We start from the raw sequence: 18,714 nt of genomic DNA on the forward strand, positions 1-18,714 counted from the left end.
ATGCGTCTTGTGAAACTGCTCGCCAATCTCGGCTATGGCAGCCGGAAGGAAATGCAGGTCGCCATCCGCAACGGTTGGGTCACCGACCGTGAGGGCAACAGGCTGAAGGCCGATGCCAAGACCGCTCACGAGGACATTCTCTTCGACGATGAGCCGCTCGACCCCGCCCATGGTGTGGTCATCCTGATGAACAAGCCGCTTGGCTACACCTGTTCCATCAAGGATCAGGGGCGGCTGGTTTACGATCTGTTGCCGGGCCGGTTCCGCATGCGCAAGCCTGTGCTGTCCACCATTGGCCGGCTCGACAAGGAAACATCCGGCGCGCTGCTGTTTACCGATGACGGAACGTTCCTACACCGCGTCATCTCGCCCAAGTCTGAAGTTCCCAAGGTTTACGAGGTGACGCTCGACCGTCCGATGAAGGGCGACGAAGCGGCGCTGTTCGCCTCCGGCGACATGATGCTGGAAAGCGAGGACAAGCCGCTGAAGCCGGCGGACCTTCAGGTGGTTGACGAGACCCATGCCCGGCTCACCCTGCATGAAGGCCGGTATCATCAGATTCGCCGCATGTTCGCCGCGACGGGCAACCATGTCACCGATCTGACCCGCAGCCACATCGGCGGTCTTGGTCTAGACGGTGTTGAAGAGGGGCAGTGGAAAGTGCTGTCCGAAGAGGAAAAGACGCGCATCTTCGAAGGCGAATGAGGTCACGGACGCGCGTTTTCGTGGACTGCATAAGGAATTCTTGAGTCCGGATTGTCACTCTTAAGATATTTAAAACCAGATACTTACAGGTGATCTGATCGCTGACCGCTGAAAATTCTCTAAAAAAGATTTTTCCTGCTGCATCCAAAATTCGATCTGCCGTGTTCCCGGAATGTGAGGCCAATTCGATGCCTCCTGCCTTTGAAAGACGGAGATCTGAAATGCCCCTTCTTGCACGTACGCTTCTGAGCGCATCCGCCCTTGTTTTGGCCGCTGGCGCTGCTCATGCGACCCCTGCGATCGGTCTTGCCGGTGAAAAGACCCTGGTGGTCATCGACAGCAATTCCGGAAAAATCACCGACACGATGGAAGTCTCCGGTGTCGACAGCCTGCTCGGCATTGATCTGCGGCCTGCAACGGGACAGCTGATTGGTGTCAGCGCCGCACACGAAATTGTCGAGATTGATCCCAAGACCGGCGCGGCAACGGTCATTTCCAAAATGGACAAGATGCTGCCGCTGAAGGACGGGCAGCCGGTCGTCGTCGATTTCAATCCCAAGGCCAACAAACTGCGTTTCATGACCGGGCTGACCAACCACCGCGTCGACATCGAAAGCGGCAAGGTGACCGTCGACGGCAGCCTGGCCTTTGAGGAAAAGGACATGCATGCCGGTGAGGCGCCGAACATCGTTGCTGCCGCCTACATCAATTCCTATGGCCAGCCGGAAACGACGGCGATGTATGACATCGACGCAACCATCGGCGCGGTTATCCGGCAGACGTCGCCGAACGACGGCACGCTTGCGGCTGTCGGCAAGCTGGGTGTTGATCCTGCTGAAACCTACGCTTTCGATGTCGCCACAGATGCGGAAGGCAACAACAAGGCCTGGCTCGCAACCGGCACGTGGTTGCACACCGTTTCGCTGGAAACGGGCAAGGTCACAGGAAGCTGGGAACTGGTTGGTCTGGAATGGCCGCTGCGCGACATCACCTTCATGACGGCGATGTAACGCCTGTCTGAAAACAAGCTAACGGAGCATCTTCAACCCGAACAATAAAGCAAGATGCTCTCGGCCTTGCAGACCCACCCCACCTGGGTCGCAAGGCCATTTGCCGGAGCAGCCTGGACCACCCACCCCGGGCTGCTCCGGTCCTTTTACGGCATATGGTCCGGCAACGCTGTTGATGCGTAGCAGTCAGGAGACCGATGAGATTGAACAAGTGAGATCAACGTGCTGGACATGCCGGAAAGCGCAAGCGAAGTGAACCATGCGGCCCTTCTGTCCGCCTGTGCACGCAAGGACCGGAAGGCCCTGCGGCAAATCCTGGAACTGGAAGGCCCCAAGATGCTGGGCATTGCCAAGCGCATGCTGCGCCGACAGGACCTTGCCGAAGACGCGCTTCAGGATGCGTTGGTTCTGATCTGGCGCAAGGCTTCCCAGTTTGATCCTGCCAAGGGATCCGGTCGTGCCTGGATCTATGCGGTTCTGCGAAACAGGACCTTGAACATGCTCCGGGACGGAGCCCGGGAAACAGCAACCGATGACGACAAGCTGGAACGCCAGATCGATGGCAGCGACCTGAACGACGCCTGGGAAATGCTGGGCCATGACAGCGAGTTGCGCCGGTGTCTTGGGCGGCTGGAAACCGAAAAGCGCAGTGCGGTGCTGATGTCCTATATCTGGGGCTACACCCACGGCGAGATTGCCGGGCGGCTGTCGGCTCCTCTGGGAACCGTAAAGGCGTGGGTGCGCCGTGGTCTGTCATCCCTGCGGGAGTGCATGTCATGAAAACATCCCGCCGAGACCTTGCCGAACTTGCCGACGAATTCGTCATTGGCCTGTGCGATCCGGAAGAACAGCGCGAAGTGGAAGAGCGCCTGATGAAGGAGCCGGAATTGGCCGTTCTCGTGGAACTTGCCCGTCAGCGGTTCGCCGCCTTGGACGCAGCGACGCCCCGTGAAGCCGTGCCCGACAGCCTTTGGCACCGCGTTGAAAAGCGTCTTGATGCCGTGGAAGAGAGCCTTGTCGCGCCCGAGGTGAAAGAGAGCCCTGCCGATGCACCGGTGGATCTTAAGGCCGAGAGAGAAAAACGCAGCAGATCCCTCGTGTGGACCGCGGCAGCCAGCCTCGCGGCAAGTCTGGTTTTGGCCATTGCGCTCGTCTGGAACCTGATGACGACGATCGAACCGCAAGTGATCGCCGTTCTCGTCAACGACGCCGGTCAGCCGGTTGCGATGATCGAGGGGGCCGAGAACAATGCGACCGAGGTCACGCTGCTGGGCGAGACCGATGTTCCGGCAGGCACGATCCTGCAACTCTGGACCAAACCGGACCCGGATGGACCACCCGTTTCTCTCGGCATCTTCGACGAACCGAAACAAACGATCCTGCAAGCTGCAGGTTTGCCGGTGCCGAAGCCTGACCAGCTTTATGAGATCACCTTCGAACAGCCCGGTGGGTCTCCAACCGGCTTGCCCACAGGTCCGATCCTCGGCAAGGGCCTTGCTAGAGAGCCAAGGTGATCTTCGGCCCGTAAGGGGCAGGGGGTGGCATGTGCTGGGGCATAGGCTTTATCGACGAGTGCCCGGTCCCTGACGTGACCTTACAAAAACACCCGGCAAATGGGTTTTGCCGGGTGTCGATTGTTTGCGAAAATTGCAAAGTCAGGATTTGGAAGCCTTTGCCGCAAGGGCGATGGCGATGTAGCTCCAGCCGTTGAGCATCACCGAAATGCCTGCCAGCAGTCCAAGCGCCCAGGCCGCGGAACTCGGCAGCTCCAGCCAGATCATGACGCCCGCAGCAAGGGACACCAGCCCGGCGATCAGCACCCAGACCCAGCCTTCATGCGGCTTCAGTTTGAACGCCAGCAGAATCTGGCTGATACCCTGTGCCACGAAGATCGCCGCGATGACCACTGTCAGCGCGAGCGTTCCCGCCAGCGGGTTCACGTAAATCACGATGCCACCGACCACAGCGATGATGCCGGTGATCAGGTTCCAGAGGAAACTGGCCGTGCCGTGCGTCTTGAAGGCATGGTAGATCTGAACCAGGCCGCCGATGAAAAGCACAGCTGCAATCAGAATCGTGACGGCAACCGAGGTTGCCAAAGGCGCGGCGATCAGGATCACGCCACCTATGACCAGCGCAATGCCAAGCGCCAGAAACCAGCCCCAGTTGTCCTGGATCTTTCTTTTTATGTTCTCTACAGCCTGAACCGTATCTGTCATTTTGACCTCCTCACGCTCCGGTTGCCTTTGCCGACCGTAACCCCTTTGCAAATAAACGCAATATCCTGATCGCAAATTGCGCCCGAGGGGGACATCGGGACTGTGACTTGACTTTTAATGTGTATATGCACACATAGCGCGAATGGAAGAGGATGACTTCTCACTCTGCGTCTTGGACAACGCCCGCAAGGCTGCGCGCGCTGTCAGCCGGCATTACGACAAGCTGGCACGGCAGGTCGACATGACACCCGGCCAGTTTTCCGTGCTTGTGTCGGTCCACAAATACGAAGGCGCGACGACGGCGGAACTGGCGGAGCAACTGTCCATGGAGCGGACAACGCTGGTTCGCAACGTGGCACTTGTTGAGCGCAAGGGACTGGTCGCATCGCAACTCGTCCCTGACGGCCGCAGCAAACAATACCGGCTGACGCCAAAAGGCGTAGACCTGTTGAACAGGATTCTGCCGCTGTGGCGGCGGGCGCAGGCCGACGTGAAGGATCATCTGGGGAGTGATGAGTTTCTGCGCGCCATCAACACCCTGAAACGGCTGTCAGAGCTTTAGCCGGACGGCACGGGCTTCCAATTCGGGCGGACTGGCACACCGCCTCTACACATCTTAACTGCCGGGGCGGGGGCGCTGGCAAAACAATATGAGGTAAGACATGCGGCGTGTGGTCGTAACGGGACTGGGGATCGTTTCCCCGCTGGGCACCGGGGTGGACGCTTTCTGGAACCGGGTGACGAAAGGGGAAAACGGCATCCGCAGGATCACTCACTTCGATGCAGGCGATCTGGCCTGCCAGATCGCGGGCGAGGTTCCCTCCAAGGCAGAAGACGAACACGGCTTTGATGTCGACGCGGTGATGGATCCGCGCGAACAGCGCCGCTCGGATCGGTTCATCCACTTCGCCATGGGGGCGGTTCAGGAAGCGCTTGCCCATGCCGGTTGGGAGCCGAAGTCCGACAAGGACAAGGAACGTACCGGTACGATCATCGCGACTGGGGTCGGCGGGTTTCCGGCCATGACTGCCGGAACGCGGCTGGTGGACGAAAAAGGCCCGCGCCGCGCCTCACCCTTTCTGGTGCCTTCATTCCTGGCGAACCTTGCCGCAGGGCAGGTCTCTATCCGTCACGGCCTCAAAGGTCCGATTGGCGCGCCGGTGACAGCCTGCGCCGCCTCCTTGCAGGCCCTTGGCGATGCCGCCCGCATCATCCGTTCGGGAGAAGCCGACGTGATGGTGGCCGGCGGGTCCGAAGCCTGTATCGACAGGGTGTCTTATGCCGGTTTCTGTGCCGCAAAGGCCATGTCGTCCAAACGCAACGACGATCCCGCCCATGCGTCCAGGCCGTTTGACCAGGACCGCGACGGTTTCATCATGGGGGAGGGCGCCGGCGCGCTGATCCTGGAAGAGTACGACCATGCGAAGGCTCGTGGTGCGACGATCCTGGCCGAGCTGGCCGGTTATGGCACCAGCGCTGACGCCTATCATGTCACCGCGTCTTCGCCGGACGGTGAGGGGGGGCTTCGGGCCATGCGGCAGGCCTTGTCGACGGCCAATCTCTCGGCCGGTGAAATCGGCTACGTCAATGCACACTCCACGTCGACACCTGTCGGCGATGCCGCCGAGATCGCAGCCCTGACAACCCTGTTCGAAAATCGTGGCAAGGACCTGGCGGTGTCGTCATCCAAGTCGATGTTCGGGCACTTGCTGGGAGCCGCTGGTGCCGTAGAAGCGATTGCCTGCGTGAAGGCGCTGATGAGCGGCCTGCTGCCGCCGTCCCGTAATCTGGAAGCTGCCGACGAGGCCATGAGCCGGTTCGAAATGATCCCCGGCAAGGCCATTGCTCGCGACGTCAACCACATCCTCACCAACGGGTTTGGATTCGGCGGTGTGAATGCAAGCGCGGTGTTCTCCAGAGTGTAGGCTTGGTCAAGGGGCATTTTGATACGGAAACCGAACTTGTCGCCTGAGCGGCAAGGCAGGACTTTCGAACATCGGCATGCCCCTGGTCGAATGGACCGCTCGTTTTTTGAGCTTTGAAAAATCCCAAATCCCATATATGAGAAAATTCTCGTTTATGGGATTTGTGGTGATGAACCTTGATAAAGAACTGGCTAGGCGGCTGACCGAGCTGCGCCGGTCCAGAAACTGGCCGCTGGAAGAGCTGGCCGAACGCACCGGCATCAGCCGGGCGACCCTGTCGCGGATCGAGCGCGGCGATACCAGCCCGACAGCAAGTGTGCTTGGCAAGCTTGCCGCCGCATTCGGGCTCTCCATGGCCGAACTCTTCGGCCCGGCTTCCTCAACAGTCGAACGCCTTGTCCCCCGGGAAGCCCAGGCCATCTGGACGGATCCGGAGACAGGTTACACCCGGCGCACGCTGACACCCGCCGCCAGTGGTTACCTCGGGGCGATGATCGAAGGCTGCATTCCTCCCGGTGCCACCGTTGCCTATGCCGCGCCACCGGTGCCGGATCTGGAGCACCAACTTGTGCTTCTGGAGGGCAGTCTGCGGCTTGTCATTGGTCCCGACACTTATGATCTGGACCCCGGCGACGCGCTCCGGTTTCGCCTCAATTCTCCCAACAGCTATCATGCGTCCGGCAAGGTGCCGGCACGCTATTTCCTGACGGTGATCACGCCATGACGCTTCCCGTAACGACTTCAACGCAGCCTCAGCCCTTCGAACCCGAAGCCCCGGTCTTTCTGATGTCTGCGGGCGAAGTTCGCAGGTCCCTTTCTGCTCTGGGGCAACTCCTGAAAGCCTGTGTCGAAGATGGCGCGGGCATCGGCTTTATACTGCCGATGTCACTGGAAAAGGCCGAAGCGTTCTGGACCAGTAAGCTGCCTGCCATCGAGAGCGGCGAGGCCTTTCTGCTCGTTGCCCGTCAGGGCCCGGAGGTTGCCGGAGTCGTGATGCTGGTGAAGGTCGGGGCAGACAATCAGCCCCATCGGGCGGATGTCGCCAAACTGATGGTTCATCCGGACCACCGCCGCAAGGGTTTTGCCAGAAAGCTGATGGCTGCCGTCGATGGGCTCGCCTTGTCGGTGAACCGCTGGATGCTGGTGCTGGATACGGTTACCGGAGACAGGGCGGAAAAGCTTTATCCCACCTGCGGATACCAAAAGGCAGGCGTCATTCCCGATTACGCCTACAACAGCCATGGCCATCTGGACGCAACGACTGTCTTCTACAAGGATTTGCGGTAAGGCGGCGTTTCCGTCTGTGGCGCAAATGCCCGCCGGATGACAGCCTTTGAAAAACAGCAAAGACCCGGGCTCGGTGAGCCCGGGTCTCCTTTTAGGTACTCTCAAGCTGACCGCAGTGACGGCGGATCAGCCGAGGACCTATGTGACAGTCCTGCTTACTCGCTGAACTCCACCGAATTGGGTTTGACACCCATGTTCTCGAGGACGTCCTGAACAGCTTCCATCATGGGCGGCGGTCCGCACAGGTAGAAGTGACGGTCGAGATCCGGCACCAGGTCTTTGATCATGCTGGCATCAACCATGCCATGGTGACTGCCTGCGGTATCTTCATCCGACAGGATGTGCTCCACCTTCAGGCCTTCCATCGCCTCCAGTTCCTGACGATAGATGATGTCGTCCGAGGTCTTGTTGGCGAAGATAAGCTGGTTGCCGTCCAGCTTGCCCTTCTTTTCCAGATCCCGGAAAATCGCAAGGAACGGTGTGATGCCGGCGCCGCCGGCAATGAACACGCCGGGCTCGTCGTAGCGGAATGTCTCGAACGGCTGAGCGATCAGTACGGTGTCGCCTTCCTTCAAATTGTGAAGGCGCTCTGTGACACCGTCACGATCGGGGTAGCCCTTGATGGTGAACTCAAGCGTGCGCTCTTCCGGCAGCGAGGTCATGGTGAAGGGCCGTGTCTCTTCCCGCCAGCCGTCTTCATCGACGGCAATCTCTGTGGCGTCACCGGCCTTGAAGTCGAATCCGTCTGGCTCGACAAGACGGAAGCGTTTCACGTCGTGCGTGACCTGTTCGATTTTGAGAATGGTCGCCTTGTGCATTTGTGCGTCTCCTTCTTGTTCATGGAGGAAACGCGACAAGGGGGCGGTGGGTTCCGTCCGGAACAGACTGCCTCATCATCCGCGCCGGCCGTTCGAGGGCGCATGCGGCAGACGGCCGATCACTCGCTTTCATCTCTCTGAAGCGGCGGTTCGCTTCCGCTTCAGCCCAGGTGAGAACTTGAATCAATTTCTGAAGATGAGCGGCTAACCTGTCTGGCTAGCTTGCCTCGTTCAGCATTTCCAGCTCCAGCCACTGCTCTTCCGCAGAGTCTTTTTCCTCTGTGAGATCAGTGATTTGTTGGGAGATCTTGGCAAACTTGTCAGGGTTCTTCACATAAAGCTGCGGGTCGTTCATTTCCGCCTGAAGCTTTTCGAGACGCGCTTCAAGTTTCTCGATCGTGTCCGGCAGGGTTTTCAGGAGGTGCTGCTGGGTGAAGCTCAGTTTCGATTTTGCCTGAGGCTTCTGCGACGAAACCTCTGTACCGGAAGGTTTTTCCTTCTTTGCCGGTGCGGCCTTGTCGACCTTGCGGGCCGTCACACCTTCGCCCCGCTGGGCCAGCATGTCGGTATAGCCACCGGCGTATTCCCGCCACAGGCCTTCGCCTTCCGAAACGATCACGGACGTCGCCACCCGGTCAAGGAAGTCGCGGTCGTGCGAGACGATCAGTGCGGTGCCGGGATAGTCGGCCAGCAGCTCCTGCAGCAGGTCGAGCGTTTCCAGGTCGAGATCGTTGGTCGGTTCGTCGAGCACCATCAGGTTCGACTTGTTGGCCAATGCGCGGGCGAGCATGGCGCGAGCGCGCTCACCGCCCGACAGCACACCCACCGGCGTGCGCGCCTGTTCCGGCGAAAACAGGAAGTCCTTCATGTAGGACATGACATGTTTGGTCTCGTCGCCGATCACCACGGTATCGCCGCGACCGCCAGTCAGCACGGAAGACAGCGTGTCGTTGAGATTGAGGTTCTCGCGCTTCTGGTCGAGCGTGACCATTTCCAGGTTGGTGCCGAGACGCGTCGTGCCCGTGTCCGGGACCAGCTCGCCGGTCAGCATCTTCAAAAGTGTCGTCTTGCCCGCGCCATTCGGGCCAACAAAGCCTACCCGGTCGCCGCGCTGGATGCGGGTGGAGAAGTCATTGACGATGGCGCGCTCGCCATAAGTCTTGGAGATGCCCTTGGCCTCAATCACCAGTTTGCCCGAGACTTCGGCATCCGCTGCCGCGAGCTTGGCAGTGCCCTGGGGGCCGCGATGCTCGCGCTTCTGCTTGCGCAGGTCCGCCAGCTCGCGCACCCGGCGCATGTTGCGCTTGCGCCGGGCCGTGACGCCGTAGGTCATCCAGTGTTCTTCGCGCTTGATCTTCTGCGCCAGCTTCTGCTGGTCAACCTCTTCCTGCTCGAACACCTCGTCGCGCCAGGCCTCGAAGTGGGCGAACCCCTTGTCGAGCCGACGTGCGACGCCGCGATCGATCCAGACAGTGGTGCGCGACAGGTTCTCCAGGAAGCGACGGTCGTGGGAAATCAGCACCAGAGCGGACTTGAGGCTCTTCAGCTCTTGTTCCAGCCATTCAATGGCGGGAAGGTCCAGGTGGTTGGTCGGTTCGTCGAGCAGCAGGATATCGGGCTCCGGCGCAAGTGTCCGGGCGAGGGCGGCCCTGCGGGCTTCGCCGCCTGAAAGGGACTTTGGATCTTCAGAGCCTGTAAGGCCGAGAACTTCCAGAAGATAGGCGCCGCGATAGGGATCGTCGCCCTCCGTCAACCCCTCGTTGACGTAGTCCAGCGTGGACGCATAGGCGGACAGGTCCGGGTCCTGCGGCAGATAGCGCACGGTGCGCCCGGGCTGGAAGAAACGCTCGCCCTTGTCCATCTCCACCATGCCGGCGGCGATCTTCAACAGGGTCGACTTGCCCGAGCCGTTGCGGCCGACCAGGCACATGCGTTCCCCTTCGGAAACGGAAAGCTCTGCGCCGGTCAGCAGAGGTGTGCCGCCAAAGGTCAGATGAACGTCGCGAAGTGTCAGCAGCGGTGGAGCCATGAGGGTTTTGTTTTCCCGGTCGGAATGTCGGATCGGCGCCCGGTTTACTGGCCACGCGTTTGCCGCGCAAGCGGCCCGGAAAGAACGTCCTGTATTTTTGATCGGGATCAGAGAGATTTCACTGCGAAAATGGGGTATTCTTGCTGGCACGTGGACAGGGGCGACCAACAGGCGCAAGACGTGCGCCGACAGGAGAGAGCATCATGTCTGACCTGAAACCGGCGAACCGTGAACGCAGCAGCAATGTGCGCAAGTGGTTCCTGACCTGTGTCACAGCCGCCGCAATCTGTGCGGCAGGGGCATTCGGCAGCCTGAGCGGTGCAACGTCTGCACAGGCCGACGGCATTTATTTCAATGGCGTTGGCATCGGCTTCGGTTTTGGAAATCGCGGGTATCGCGGCGGTGCTTTCTATGCACCTTATGGTCGCTACGGCCCGCCCTATCGCCCTTACGGCGCCCCTTATTATTACCACCCCTATGACATGAGAGCCTATCCTTACCGGTCACGGGTTTATGTGAACCCACCGCGCTACCGCGGACAGCCGCAGCGTGTCCCCTATACCAAGACCGGTCTGGCTCCGTTTACCCCGGACTGGACCGCCTACTGCGCGCGGAAATTCAAGTCCTTCAACCCCAATACGGGCATGTATCTGGCGCATAGCGGAAAATACCGATTTTGCCGATAGGCACGAAATAATGTTGCGCGTGATGAGGTTGATATATTTGATTGCGCAGTAAAAACGGGAAAAAATATTCCGCCCAAGTTCGAAAATCTGCAAAAACATCGCCTTTTTGTCGCTGTGATTGGAATGTGCCGTTGGGGTACGCTTGATTGCGCGCAAAGGGCGTGGAATCGTGTTCCCTATCGTTCCATTTGTTTCAACTATAACCCAAGAGGGGAGAGCGATATGTTCAAGTCCATGCGCGTAACAGCGCTTGCGGCTGCCTTGATGGCTGCTACATCATTCACTGCGGTTGCAGAGGTGGTTTACCACCGCGGCAACACTGCCGATCCGGAAACCCTGGACCAGCACAAGACCTCCACAACCTACGAAGCCCATATCCTGCGCGATCTCTACGAAGGTCTGGTCGCCTATGGCGCCGACGGCAAGATCATTCCGGGCGTAGCGTCCGAGTGGGAGGTTTCCGACGACGGCAAGACCTACACCTTCACCCTGCGCGACGATGCCAAGTGGTCCAATGGCGATCCGGTCGTTGCCGGTGATTTCGTCTATTCGCTTCAGCGCATCATGAACCCGGAAACGGGCGCGAAATATGCCAACGTCCTGTATCCGATCCTGAATGCGGAAAAGGTCAACAAGGGCGAAGCCAAGCCGGAAGATCTTGGCGTGAAGGCGCTTGACGATCACACGCTCGAGATTTCTCTGGAGTCTCCGACACCGTATTTCATTGATCTTCTGGGCCACCAGACCGGCCTTCCGGTCCATCCGGCCTCTGTCGAGAAATTCGGCTCCGATTTCGTGAAGGCCGAAAACATCGTCACCAACGGCCCCTTCACTCTGGCCGAGTTCGTCCCGAACGCCCATGTGAAAGCGGTCAAGAACCCTTATTTCCATGACGCTGATCAGGTCAAGATCGACACCGTCTTCTTCTATCCGACGGAAGACCGTGGCGCGGCTCTGCGTCGGTTCCAGGCCGGTGAACTGGATACCAACAACGATGCACCGACCGAGCAGGTTGCCTTCATGCGTGAGAACCTGGGCGACCAGTTCCACGTGGCTCCATATCTCGGCACCTACTACTATGCTCTCAACCACGAAGACGAAGTCCTGAAGAACCCGGACGTTCGCCAGGCTCTGTCCATGGCGATCGACCGGGAGTTCTTGGCCGATGAAATCTGGGGCTCCACGATGGTTGCCGGCTATTCCTTCGTGCCGCCGGGCATCGGCAACTATGGTGAGCCGGCCTATGCGGACTACAAGGACATGTCCCAGATCGACCGCGAGGAAAAAGCGATCGAGCTGCTGACGAAAGCCGGGTACGGTCCGGACAATCCGGTCGAACTGACAATCAACTACAACACGTCGGAAAACCACAAGAACACGGCCGTCGCCGTCGCCGACATGTGGAAGCCTCTTGGCGTCAACGTGAAGCTGATCAACACCGATACCAAGACGCATTACGCCATGCTGCGTGACCGTCAGGACTTTGACGTCGCCCGCGCCGGCTGGATCGGCGACTACTCCGACCCGCAGAACTTCCTGTTCATGGTCGAGAGCGACAACGACGGCTTCAACTATGCCCGCTACAACAATCCAGAGTACGACGCGCTCATGGATGAAGCGGCCGTCACGGTGGATCTGGAGAAGCGCGCGGACATCCTGAAGCAGGCCGAAGAGATCTTCATGCGGGATCTGCCGTTCATCCCGATGATGTACTACGGGTCCATGAACCTGGTCTCCGACAAGGTGGCAGGATTTGAGGATAACCTCCTCAACATCCATCCGTCTCGCTGGATGAGCATCTCCGAGTAACCTGGCAACATCGAGACCGGCAGGGATTCCCTGCCGGTTCTTGCAAGGCGGCATCAATCAATCAAGATTGACCGAAAGACCGCCGTTTAACGACAGAGGCAAGGCCCATGCTCCGCTATGTCCTCGGACGATTGCTCGGCGCAATCCCGACGCTATTTCTGATTGTCACGATTTCGTTTTTCCTGATCCGCATTGCTCCGGGGGGACCGTTCGATCTGGAACGCCCGCTGGAAGCAAAGGTGATGGAGAACCTCAACAAGATCTACCATCTCAACGAGCCCCTGTGGAACCAGTACCTGTTGTACCTGCAGAGCGTGGCCCGTCTGGACTTCGGTCCAAGCTTCTATTTCCGTGATTTCACGATCAACGAGTTGTTCGCGGAAAGTCTTCCCATCTCCATCCAGCTGGGCTTGTCCGCGCTGTGCCTGGCGTTGATCGTTGGCGGCATTCTTGGCGTGTCGGCGGCGCTCCGCCAGAACAAGCCGGCGGACTATTCGATTATGGCGGCGGCAACGCTGGGTGTGACGATCCCCAACTTCGTCGTGGCGCCCATCCTGACGCTGCTTCTCGGCGTCTGGCTTGGCTGGTTGCCGGTCGGCGGATGGAACGGCGGGGCTTTCGTCAACCGCGTCCTGCCGGTGGTCACCCTGGCCTTGCCGCAGATCGCCGTTGTGGCGCGTCTCACGCGCGGTTCGATGATCGAAGCTCTTCGGTCCAACCATGTCCGAACGGCTCGTGCCTATGGGCTGACCTCCTACATGATCGTCGTGGTGCACGCGCTCAGAGGGGCGATCCTGCCAGTGGTTTCCTATCTTGGCCCGGCCGCCGCGGCGCTGCTCACCGGGTCGGTCGTGATCGAAACCATCTTTGGTATCCCGGGCATTGGCCGCTACTTCGTGCAAGGCGCTCTAAACCGCGATTACACGCTCGTCATGGGCACGGTTGTTGTCGTTGCCTGCTTTGTCATCCTGTTCAACCTCCTCGTGGATCTGCTCTATGCACTGCTTGATCCGCGTGTGCGCTACGATTGAGGAGGAGACGACTGTGACCCTCACTGCCACATCATCCACCGGAGCGCCTGCAAAGGGGCGTTCCCTTTGGGACGACGCACGCGACCGGTTGCTCGCCAACCGCGCGGCGGTCGCCTCCATCATCGTGCTCGTGACGATCGCCCTGATCTCTGTCTTCGGTCCGATCCTGTCTGCCCACCACTACGACACCGTCTATCGTGACTACGTGAAGGTGCCGGCCAGCCTAGAGGCCTATCCGAAGGCCGAGCAGGTCGAACCCGGTTTCATGTCGTCCGCCAGACGGGCGCGGCTGACGGTGGAGACCTTCGAGCGCGAAGGCGACACGGTTGTCGCGAAGGTGACGTCCAAACGGGATATCGATCCCCGGTCGGTTCTCTATTTCGACCGCAGCGACCTGTTCAAGAACACGGAGCTTTCGGACATGTCGGCCGACAACAAGTCGGCAACCGTCAAGGCCGACATCAACTTCATGCATTTCTACTTCGGCACCGACGCCAATGGCCGCGATATGATGACACGGACCTTCATAGCAGGGCGCGTGTCTTTGACCATCGGCCTTCTGGCAACCGTCGTCGCGATCTCCATCGGCGTTCTTTACGGAGCAACTTCCGGATATCTTGGCGGACGCATTGACCAGATGATGATGCGTGTTGTCGACATCCTCTATTCGCTGCCCTTCATCTTCTTCGTGATCATGCTGGTCGTGTTCTTCGGCCGGAACTTCATCTTGATGTTCATCGCCGTTGGCGCGGTGGAATGGCTCGACATGGCCCGTATCGTGCGCGGTCAGACCCTGACCATCAAGCGGCAGGAATACGTGCAGGCGGCCGAAGCGCTTGGTGTCGCCGACGGCGGTATCGTGCGTCGGCACATCATTCCGAACACGCTCGGTCCCGTCGTGGTCTACATGACACTCCTGGTGCCGAAGGTCATCCTGCTGGAAAGCTTCCTGTCCTTCCTGGGGCTCGGTATTCAGGAGCCGATGACCAGTTGGGGCGTGCTGATTTCCGAAGGTGCACGTAACCTGCAAGGGGCACCCTGGATGCTGGTTTTCCCGTCCATCTTCCTGACATCGACCCTGTTCGCGCTGAACTTCATCGGCGACGGCCTGCGCGATGCCCTGGACCCGAAGGACCGGTAAGGAGAAGACCATGACCAGTGAAACCAAGAAAACGGTCCTCTCCATCAAGGATCTGAAAGTCGACTTCGAAACCGCGACCGGCACCATCAACGCGGTGCAGGGGGTCGATATTCATGTCCAGGCGGGAGAAACCGTCGCCATCGTGGGGGAGAGTGGCTCCGGCAAGAGCCAGACCATGATGGCCGCCATGGGCCTTTTGGCATCCAACGGGCATACGCGCGGCGAGGTAATCTACGAAGGCCGGAATATTCTCGGCTTGCAGGCGGGCAAGCTCAACAAGATCCGCGGCGCCAAGATCACCATGATCTTTCAGGAGCCGATGACCTCGCTAGACCCGCTTTACACCATCGGCCGGCAACTGGCCGAACCTATGGTGGTGCATGGCGGATTGTCCTGGAAGGCGGCCAAGGCAAAGGCTCTGGACCTGTTGAAGCTCGTCAACATTCCCGAGCCGGAACGCAAGATCAATGCCTACCCATACGAGATGTCGGGTGGCCAGCGTCAGCGCGTGATGATCGCCATGTCGCTTGCCAATGATCCTGACGTCCTGATTGCCGACGAACCGACAACCGCGCTCGACGTCACCACACAGGCGCAGATCCTGGATCTTCTGGCGGATCTGCAAAAACGGCTCGGCATGGCGGTTATCTTCATCACCCACGATCTGGGCATCGTCCGGCGCATTGCTGACCGGGTGTACGTCATGAAGACCGGTGAGGTGGTGGAAAGCGGAGAAACCGGGCAGATCTTCAATCAGCCCGCACATGCCTACACCAGAATGCTGCTGGATGCGGAACCGACCGGGCACAAGCTGCCGGTGCCGGACAGCACGCCCGTTCTTCTGGAAGCGCAGAAGGTCTCGGTTGAATTTGAACTCGATTCCGGATTCCTGAAACCGAGCCATGTTCTGCGGGCCGTCGACAACATCAGTTTCTCGCTGCGCAAGGGGCAGACACTGGGCATCGTCGGCGAAAGCGGCTCGGGCAAGTCCACCCTGGGCCGTGCCGTGCTGAACCTTCTGCCGGCAGGTGGCCGGGTGGTTTTCCACGGACAGCAGATCACCGGCAAGAGCCGCGCGGAGATGCGTGCCCTGCGCAAGGACATGCAGCTTATTTTCCAGGATCCATTCGGTTCGCTGTCACCGCGCATGACCGTCGGGCAGATCATTTCCGAAGGGCTGATGGTGCATGAGCCTGCGCTCAACGGCCGCCAGCGCGACGAGCGCGCCTGCCAGGCACTTGAGGAAGTGTCTCTCGACCCAGCGATGCGCAATCGGTATCCACACGAGTTTTCGGGTGGACAGCGTCAGCGCATTGCAATCGCCCGCACAATGGTTCTGAAGCCTGAACTTGTCGTTCTGGACGAGCCGACCTCGGCTCTCGACCGGACAATCCAGAAGCAGGTGGTGGAACTTCTGCGCGATTTGCAGAAAGCTCACGGCTTGACCTATCTGTTCATCAGCCATGACCTTGCGGTGGTGCGCGCGCTCTCCGACACGGTGATGGTCATGCAGCGGGGCAAGGTGGTTGAGGCGGGAACGGTTGATGCGATCTTCGAGGCGCCAAAGTCCGACTATACGAAAGAGCTGATAGGCGCCGCGCTGCTGCCGCAGCAGCAGATGATGGAAACCGCCTGACCGGCGGTTTCCGAACACCAGGAAAGACGATTAGCCAAGTGAACGTTCAATCGAAAGCGATTGAACGTTCACGGACATACGAATATGTCGCTTTCTTCTCAGCGCCCCTGAAGGCCGGGTGCCTGGACGGGCAGAGCTTTGACCTGGTCATGCAATTGCGAGATATCCGCGCCGTAAATGTGGGGGGCCAGGTAGACGGCACTCGACAGGATATGACATCTCAGCGCCTTCACCGTCGCGTCGACATCATGCGCGCCCAATGCTTCGACGATGGTCCTGTGCTGGGTCACATTGCGTTCCGCCCACGACTCTTCGGACCGCGTTACTGAGAACATGACCCGCTGCAGGATCATGAAGGTCCTGATCAGCATTGGCTCCAGGACCGGCATTCGGGCGATTCTGAAAAGTTTCAGGTGCAAGGTGCGGTCGATCTCGGCACAGCCGAACACGTCCCGTTTGGCGTGGCAGGCCTCGAACTGATCATCAAGCTCCAGAAGCTCGCTTAGCTGCTCCGTGGTGACATATTTGACCGCTTCCACGATACCGGTCGTTTCAATATCGATGCGAATCTTCAGCATCAGGCGGGCTTCAAGCGGGCTTGGGTCGGTGACGAAAGTGCCCTGATAGCCGCGGCGCACGACAAGACCGCATTCCTGGAGAAGCATGAGGGCTTCACGGATTGTGCTCTGCGAGCAACCATAGTCCTGGGCCAGGGATTGTTCGGTTATCGGGCTCTCGGAGGTCATTTCGCCGGTAAGGATCTGTCGCTTCAGATCCTGGTAGACCGCATCGGACTTGCGTGCCCGTTTGCCTCTGTTCTCTCCGCGAACTGCCGAACGCCGGTCCACGGTAAGTAATACATTCACGTTGTTGCCCCCGTCGGCATCGCGTCTGAATGACAACACAAAGAAGGACTGCAGCCGGTCTCCTCACCAGCGGCAATCTTGTGTTTCTCTTTCCAGCCGATCATCCGCTTGTGCGAAGGAACGGTCAATGGGACGTGCCAGTTACGCGCAATCGCCTGAATACAAGTACCTGTTTGCATCTTTTCCCACCTGTGAAAGCGGGCTCTGGGTGTGCAATTCAGGTGCTGTTCCGGACCTGATATTCAGACGGTTGCCAAAATAACAATAAATGCATTGTTTCTCCGCAGGCCTCCAAAAGCAATCGATAAGTCTTTACGCTTGGTAACAAATTTGCGAGGCGGCGGCGCAAAGACAGATCGAATGCGGGAGGCGTCGATCAGGCAGAGGCTTTCTCCAGAGCCGAAATCCAGTTCTTCCACGCGATCTTTTCCAGAACCTGCGTATTGAACCCGCGAGCGTCGAACTCTTCCATCAACCGTGCCAGGCCAGTGACGTCGCCGATGTCGCGTGGCAGGACGCAGCCGTCAAAGTCCGAGCCGAGGGCGACGCTGTCCTCCCCCAGGCGGTCGACAAGATAGGCTGCATGGTCGGCAATAACCGAAAGGGGCGTATCGCGTGAATGTCCGCCGTCCTTTCGAAGGAAGGCAACGTGGAAGTTGATGCCGACGAGACCGCCGCTTTCCTTGATGGCGTCAAGTTGCTTGTCTGTCAGGTTGCGGCTGCTTTCACAGATCGCATGGACGTTGGAGTGGCTGGCCACGATTGGCAGATCGGTGATGCGTGCAAGGTCCCAGAAGCCTTTTTCGTTGAGGTGCGACACGTCGAGCAGGACGCCGAGCTGGTTGCAGGCGCGCACGAGGTCTCGGCCCGCACCGGTCAATCCCGGACCTATGTCAGGAGAGGCCGGATACGCCATCGGAACGCCGTATCCGAAGTCGTTCTCACGGCTCCAAACCAGGCCGAGCGAGCGCAAACCCCGGCCATATAGCTCTTCTAGCGCATATAGGTTTGTATCGATGGCTTCGGCGCCTTCGATATGAAGGCTGATGGCGATCTTGCCGGCTTCGACGGCGGTACGGTTCTCGTCCGGCGTCCGGCAAATGACGACATTGCCTTCCGACTGCGCTTCGATCTGTTCTGCGCGTTCCAGCATCCGTCTGGTGAAATCATATGCGTTCTTTTGGGGAACTGGCTGATAGTTCGCCGGATCCTTGGGATTGAAGGGCCGGGTAAAGTCCTGTTCCGGGTTGGAAGGCACGAACATGGCGAAAAGCCCACCGGCAAATCCGGCTTCCTGCGCGCGCACCATGTCGATATGGCCAGTCGTTGATCTGTCGAAAAAGCTGCGCTCGGTGCCTTTCATGGCATCGATTTCGAGTTTCAGAAGCGTGTCGTTGTGACCATCGAACACGGGAAAGGGCGACTTTGAAACGTTTGTCTGCACGGAAGGACCTTGGGTGAGGGGTGAGCCGAAGACTGTCGGCAGGGATTTAATCTAAGGATTCATCTGAAGAATGTAAGGCAGTTCGGAGAATGTGACTTGCAACTGTTG

The 18,714-nt window shown here is 59.2% G+C and carries 18 protein-coding genes; 13 read left to right on the forward strand and 5 right to left on the reverse strand.

Features of this window, described 5'->3' with window-relative positions; genetic code table 11:
- The 4 genes from AC2A6O_RS18880 to AC2A6O_RS18895 all read left to right on the forward strand — a co-directional run bounded on the left by AC2A6O_RS18880 (position 1) and on the right by AC2A6O_RS18895 (position 3,229).
- The gene (locus tag AC2A6O_RS18880) at positions 1–705 is read left to right on the forward strand and encodes a pseudouridine synthase (RefSeq protein ID WP_498929368.1); all 705 of its coding nucleotides are present in this window, start codon (positions 1–3) and stop codon (positions 703–705) included.
- A gap of 221 nt (positions 706–926) precedes the next feature.
- Complete coding sequence (locus AC2A6O_RS18885; protein ID WP_148584645.1) at positions 927–1,715, forward strand: DUF4394 domain-containing protein; 789 nt, start codon at positions 927–929, stop codon at positions 1,713–1,715.
- A 231-nt stretch (positions 1,716–1,946) separates the two neighbouring features.
- The gene (locus tag AC2A6O_RS18890) at positions 1,947–2,495 is read left to right on the forward strand and encodes a sigma-70 family RNA polymerase sigma factor (RefSeq protein ID WP_498929472.1); all 549 of its coding nucleotides are present in this window, start codon (positions 1,947–1,949) and stop codon (positions 2,493–2,495) included.
- Entirely contained in the window at positions 2,492–3,229 is a 738-nt protein-coding gene (locus AC2A6O_RS18895) for an anti-sigma factor (RefSeq protein ID WP_498929370.1), read from the forward strand. Before AC2A6O_RS18890 ends, AC2A6O_RS18895 begins: the two co-directional genes overlap by 4 nt.
- A gap of 141 nt (positions 3,230–3,370) precedes the next feature.
- Here the strand turns inward: AC2A6O_RS18895 and AC2A6O_RS18900 are convergent, their stop codons facing one another.
- Positions 3,371–3,934 (reverse strand): HdeD family acid-resistance protein, encoded by a 564-nt coding sequence (locus tag AC2A6O_RS18900; protein WP_498929372.1) that lies wholly within the window; start codon positions 3,932–3,934, stop codon positions 3,371–3,373.
- A gap of 142 nt (positions 3,935–4,076) precedes the next feature.
- Here AC2A6O_RS18900 and AC2A6O_RS18905 point away from each other — a divergent pair, with 142 nt between their 5' ends.
- The 4 genes from AC2A6O_RS18905 to AC2A6O_RS18920 all read left to right on the forward strand — a co-directional run bounded on the left by AC2A6O_RS18905 (position 4,077) and on the right by AC2A6O_RS18920 (position 7,146).
- Complete coding sequence (locus tag AC2A6O_RS18905; protein ID WP_498929374.1) at positions 4,077–4,496, forward strand: MarR family winged helix-turn-helix transcriptional regulator; 420 nt, start codon at positions 4,077–4,079, stop codon at positions 4,494–4,496.
- 100 nt (positions 4,497–4,596) lie between these two features.
- Complete coding sequence (fabF, locus tag AC2A6O_RS18910) at positions 4,597–5,859, forward strand: beta-ketoacyl-ACP synthase II (RefSeq protein WP_498929376.1); 1,263 nt, start codon at positions 4,597–4,599, stop codon at positions 5,857–5,859.
- A gap of 169 nt (positions 5,860–6,028) precedes the next feature.
- Positions 6,029–6,583: a helix-turn-helix domain-containing protein gene (locus AC2A6O_RS18915; RefSeq protein ID WP_498929378.1), complete on the forward strand. Its 555-nt coding sequence runs from the start codon at positions 6,029–6,031 to the stop codon at positions 6,581–6,583.
- Entirely contained in the window at positions 6,580–7,146 is a 567-nt protein-coding gene (locus tag AC2A6O_RS18920; protein WP_498929380.1) for a GNAT family N-acetyltransferase, read from the forward strand. Before AC2A6O_RS18915 ends, AC2A6O_RS18920 begins: the two co-directional genes overlap by 4 nt.
- A 155-nt stretch (positions 7,147–7,301) precedes the next feature.
- On the opposite strand, the gene AC2A6O_RS18925 is transcribed toward AC2A6O_RS18920, so the two are convergent.
- Entirely contained in the window at positions 7,302–7,964 is a 663-nt protein-coding gene (locus AC2A6O_RS18925) for an FAD-binding oxidoreductase (RefSeq protein ID WP_148584639.1), read from the reverse strand.
- Between the two features lie 217 nt (positions 7,965–8,181).
- Positions 8,182–9,993 (reverse strand): ABC-F family ATP-binding cassette domain-containing protein, encoded by a 1,812-nt coding sequence (locus tag AC2A6O_RS18930; RefSeq protein WP_498929382.1) that lies wholly within the window; start codon positions 9,991–9,993, stop codon positions 8,182–8,184.
- Positions 9,994–10,196: 203 nt separating this feature from the next.
- On the opposite strand from AC2A6O_RS18930, the gene AC2A6O_RS18935 reads away from it, so the two are divergent.
- The 5 genes from AC2A6O_RS18935 (at position 10,197) to AC2A6O_RS18955 (ending at position 16,296) form a co-directional block, all read left to right on the forward strand.
- A complete protein-coding gene (locus tag AC2A6O_RS18935; protein WP_498929384.1) occupies positions 10,197–10,679 on the forward strand; it encodes a BA14K family protein in 483 nt (160 codons plus the stop codon).
- A gap of 222 nt (positions 10,680–10,901) precedes the next feature.
- On the forward strand, positions 10,902–12,488 hold the full coding sequence (locus AC2A6O_RS18940) for a peptide ABC transporter substrate-binding protein (RefSeq protein ID WP_148584636.1): 1,587 nt from the start codon (positions 10,902–10,904) through the stop codon (positions 12,486–12,488).
- Between the two features lie 107 nt (positions 12,489–12,595).
- A complete protein-coding gene (gene oppB, locus AC2A6O_RS18945; RefSeq protein WP_148584635.1) occupies positions 12,596–13,519 on the forward strand; it encodes an oligopeptide ABC transporter permease OppB in 924 nt (307 codons plus the stop codon).
- The gene (locus AC2A6O_RS18950) at positions 13,485–14,660 is read left to right on the forward strand and encodes an ABC transporter permease subunit (RefSeq protein WP_162855032.1); all 1,176 of its coding nucleotides are present in this window, start codon (positions 13,485–13,487) and stop codon (positions 14,658–14,660) included. The genes oppB and AC2A6O_RS18950 overlap by 35 nt, the downstream gene beginning before the upstream one ends.
- A gap of 10 nt (positions 14,661–14,670) precedes the next feature.
- Positions 14,671–16,296, forward strand: a complete 1,626-nt coding sequence (locus AC2A6O_RS18955; protein WP_498929387.1) for an ABC transporter ATP-binding protein — start codon at positions 14,671–14,673, stop codon at positions 16,294–16,296.
- 98 nt (positions 16,297–16,394) lie between these two features.
- On the opposite strand, the gene AC2A6O_RS18960 is transcribed toward AC2A6O_RS18955, so the two are convergent.
- Positions 16,395–17,162: a GntR family transcriptional regulator gene (locus tag AC2A6O_RS18960; protein ID WP_498929389.1), complete on the reverse strand. Its 768-nt coding sequence runs from the start codon at positions 17,160–17,162 to the stop codon at positions 16,395–16,397.
- Positions 17,163–17,538: 376 nt separating this feature from the next.
- The gene (locus AC2A6O_RS18965; protein WP_498929391.1) at positions 17,539–18,606 is read right to left on the reverse strand and encodes a dipeptidase; all 1,068 of its coding nucleotides are present in this window, start codon (positions 18,604–18,606) and stop codon (positions 17,539–17,541) included.
- Positions 18,607–18,714: the final 108 nt, after the last annotated feature.

This window comes from Labrenzia sp. ATLA3, from assembly GCF_057180185.1.

Bases quoted from the DNA above. Each gene is read 5' to 3' on its own strand.
- AC2A6O_RS18880 (WP_498929368.1), top strand. From the start codon at position 1: ATGCGTCTTGTGAAACTGCTCGCCAATCTCGGCTATGGCAGCCGGAAG.
- AC2A6O_RS18885 (WP_148584645.1), top strand. From the start codon at position 927: ATGCCCCTTCTTGCACGTACGCTTCTGAGCGCATCCGCCCTTGTTTTG.
- AC2A6O_RS18890 (WP_498929472.1), top strand. From the start codon at position 1,947: ATGCCGGAAAGCGCAAGCGAAGTGAACCATGCGGCCCTTCTGTCCGCC.
- AC2A6O_RS18895 (WP_498929370.1), top strand. From the start codon at position 2,492: ATGAAAACATCCCGCCGAGACCTTGCCGAACTTGCCGACGAATTCGTC.
- AC2A6O_RS18900 (WP_498929372.1), bottom strand. From the start codon at position 3,934: ATGACAGATACGGTTCAGGCTGTAGAGAACATAAAAAGAAAGATCCAG.
- AC2A6O_RS18905 (WP_498929374.1), top strand. From the start codon at position 4,077: ATGGAAGAGGATGACTTCTCACTCTGCGTCTTGGACAACGCCCGCAAG.
- fabF (WP_498929376.1), top strand. From the start codon at position 4,597: ATGCGGCGTGTGGTCGTAACGGGACTGGGGATCGTTTCCCCGCTGGGC.
- AC2A6O_RS18915 (WP_498929378.1), top strand. From the start codon at position 6,029: ATGAACCTTGATAAAGAACTGGCTAGGCGGCTGACCGAGCTGCGCCGG.
- AC2A6O_RS18920 (WP_498929380.1), top strand. From the start codon at position 6,580: ATGACGCTTCCCGTAACGACTTCAACGCAGCCTCAGCCCTTCGAACCC.
- AC2A6O_RS18925 (WP_148584639.1), bottom strand. From the start codon at position 7,964: ATGCACAAGGCGACCATTCTCAAAATCGAACAGGTCACGCACGACGTG.
- AC2A6O_RS18930 (WP_498929382.1), bottom strand. From the start codon at position 9,993: ATGGCTCCACCGCTGCTGACACTTCGCGACGTTCATCTGACCTTTGGC.
- AC2A6O_RS18935 (WP_498929384.1), top strand. From the start codon at position 10,197: ATGTCTGACCTGAAACCGGCGAACCGTGAACGCAGCAGCAATGTGCGC.
- AC2A6O_RS18940 (WP_148584636.1), top strand. From the start codon at position 10,902: ATGTTCAAGTCCATGCGCGTAACAGCGCTTGCGGCTGCCTTGATGGCT.
- oppB (WP_148584635.1), top strand. From the start codon at position 12,596: ATGCTCCGCTATGTCCTCGGACGATTGCTCGGCGCAATCCCGACGCTA.
- AC2A6O_RS18950 (WP_162855032.1), top strand. From the start codon at position 13,485: ATGCACTGCTTGATCCGCGTGTGCGCTACGATTGAGGAGGAGACGACT.
- AC2A6O_RS18955 (WP_498929387.1), top strand. From the start codon at position 14,671: ATGACCAGTGAAACCAAGAAAACGGTCCTCTCCATCAAGGATCTGAAA.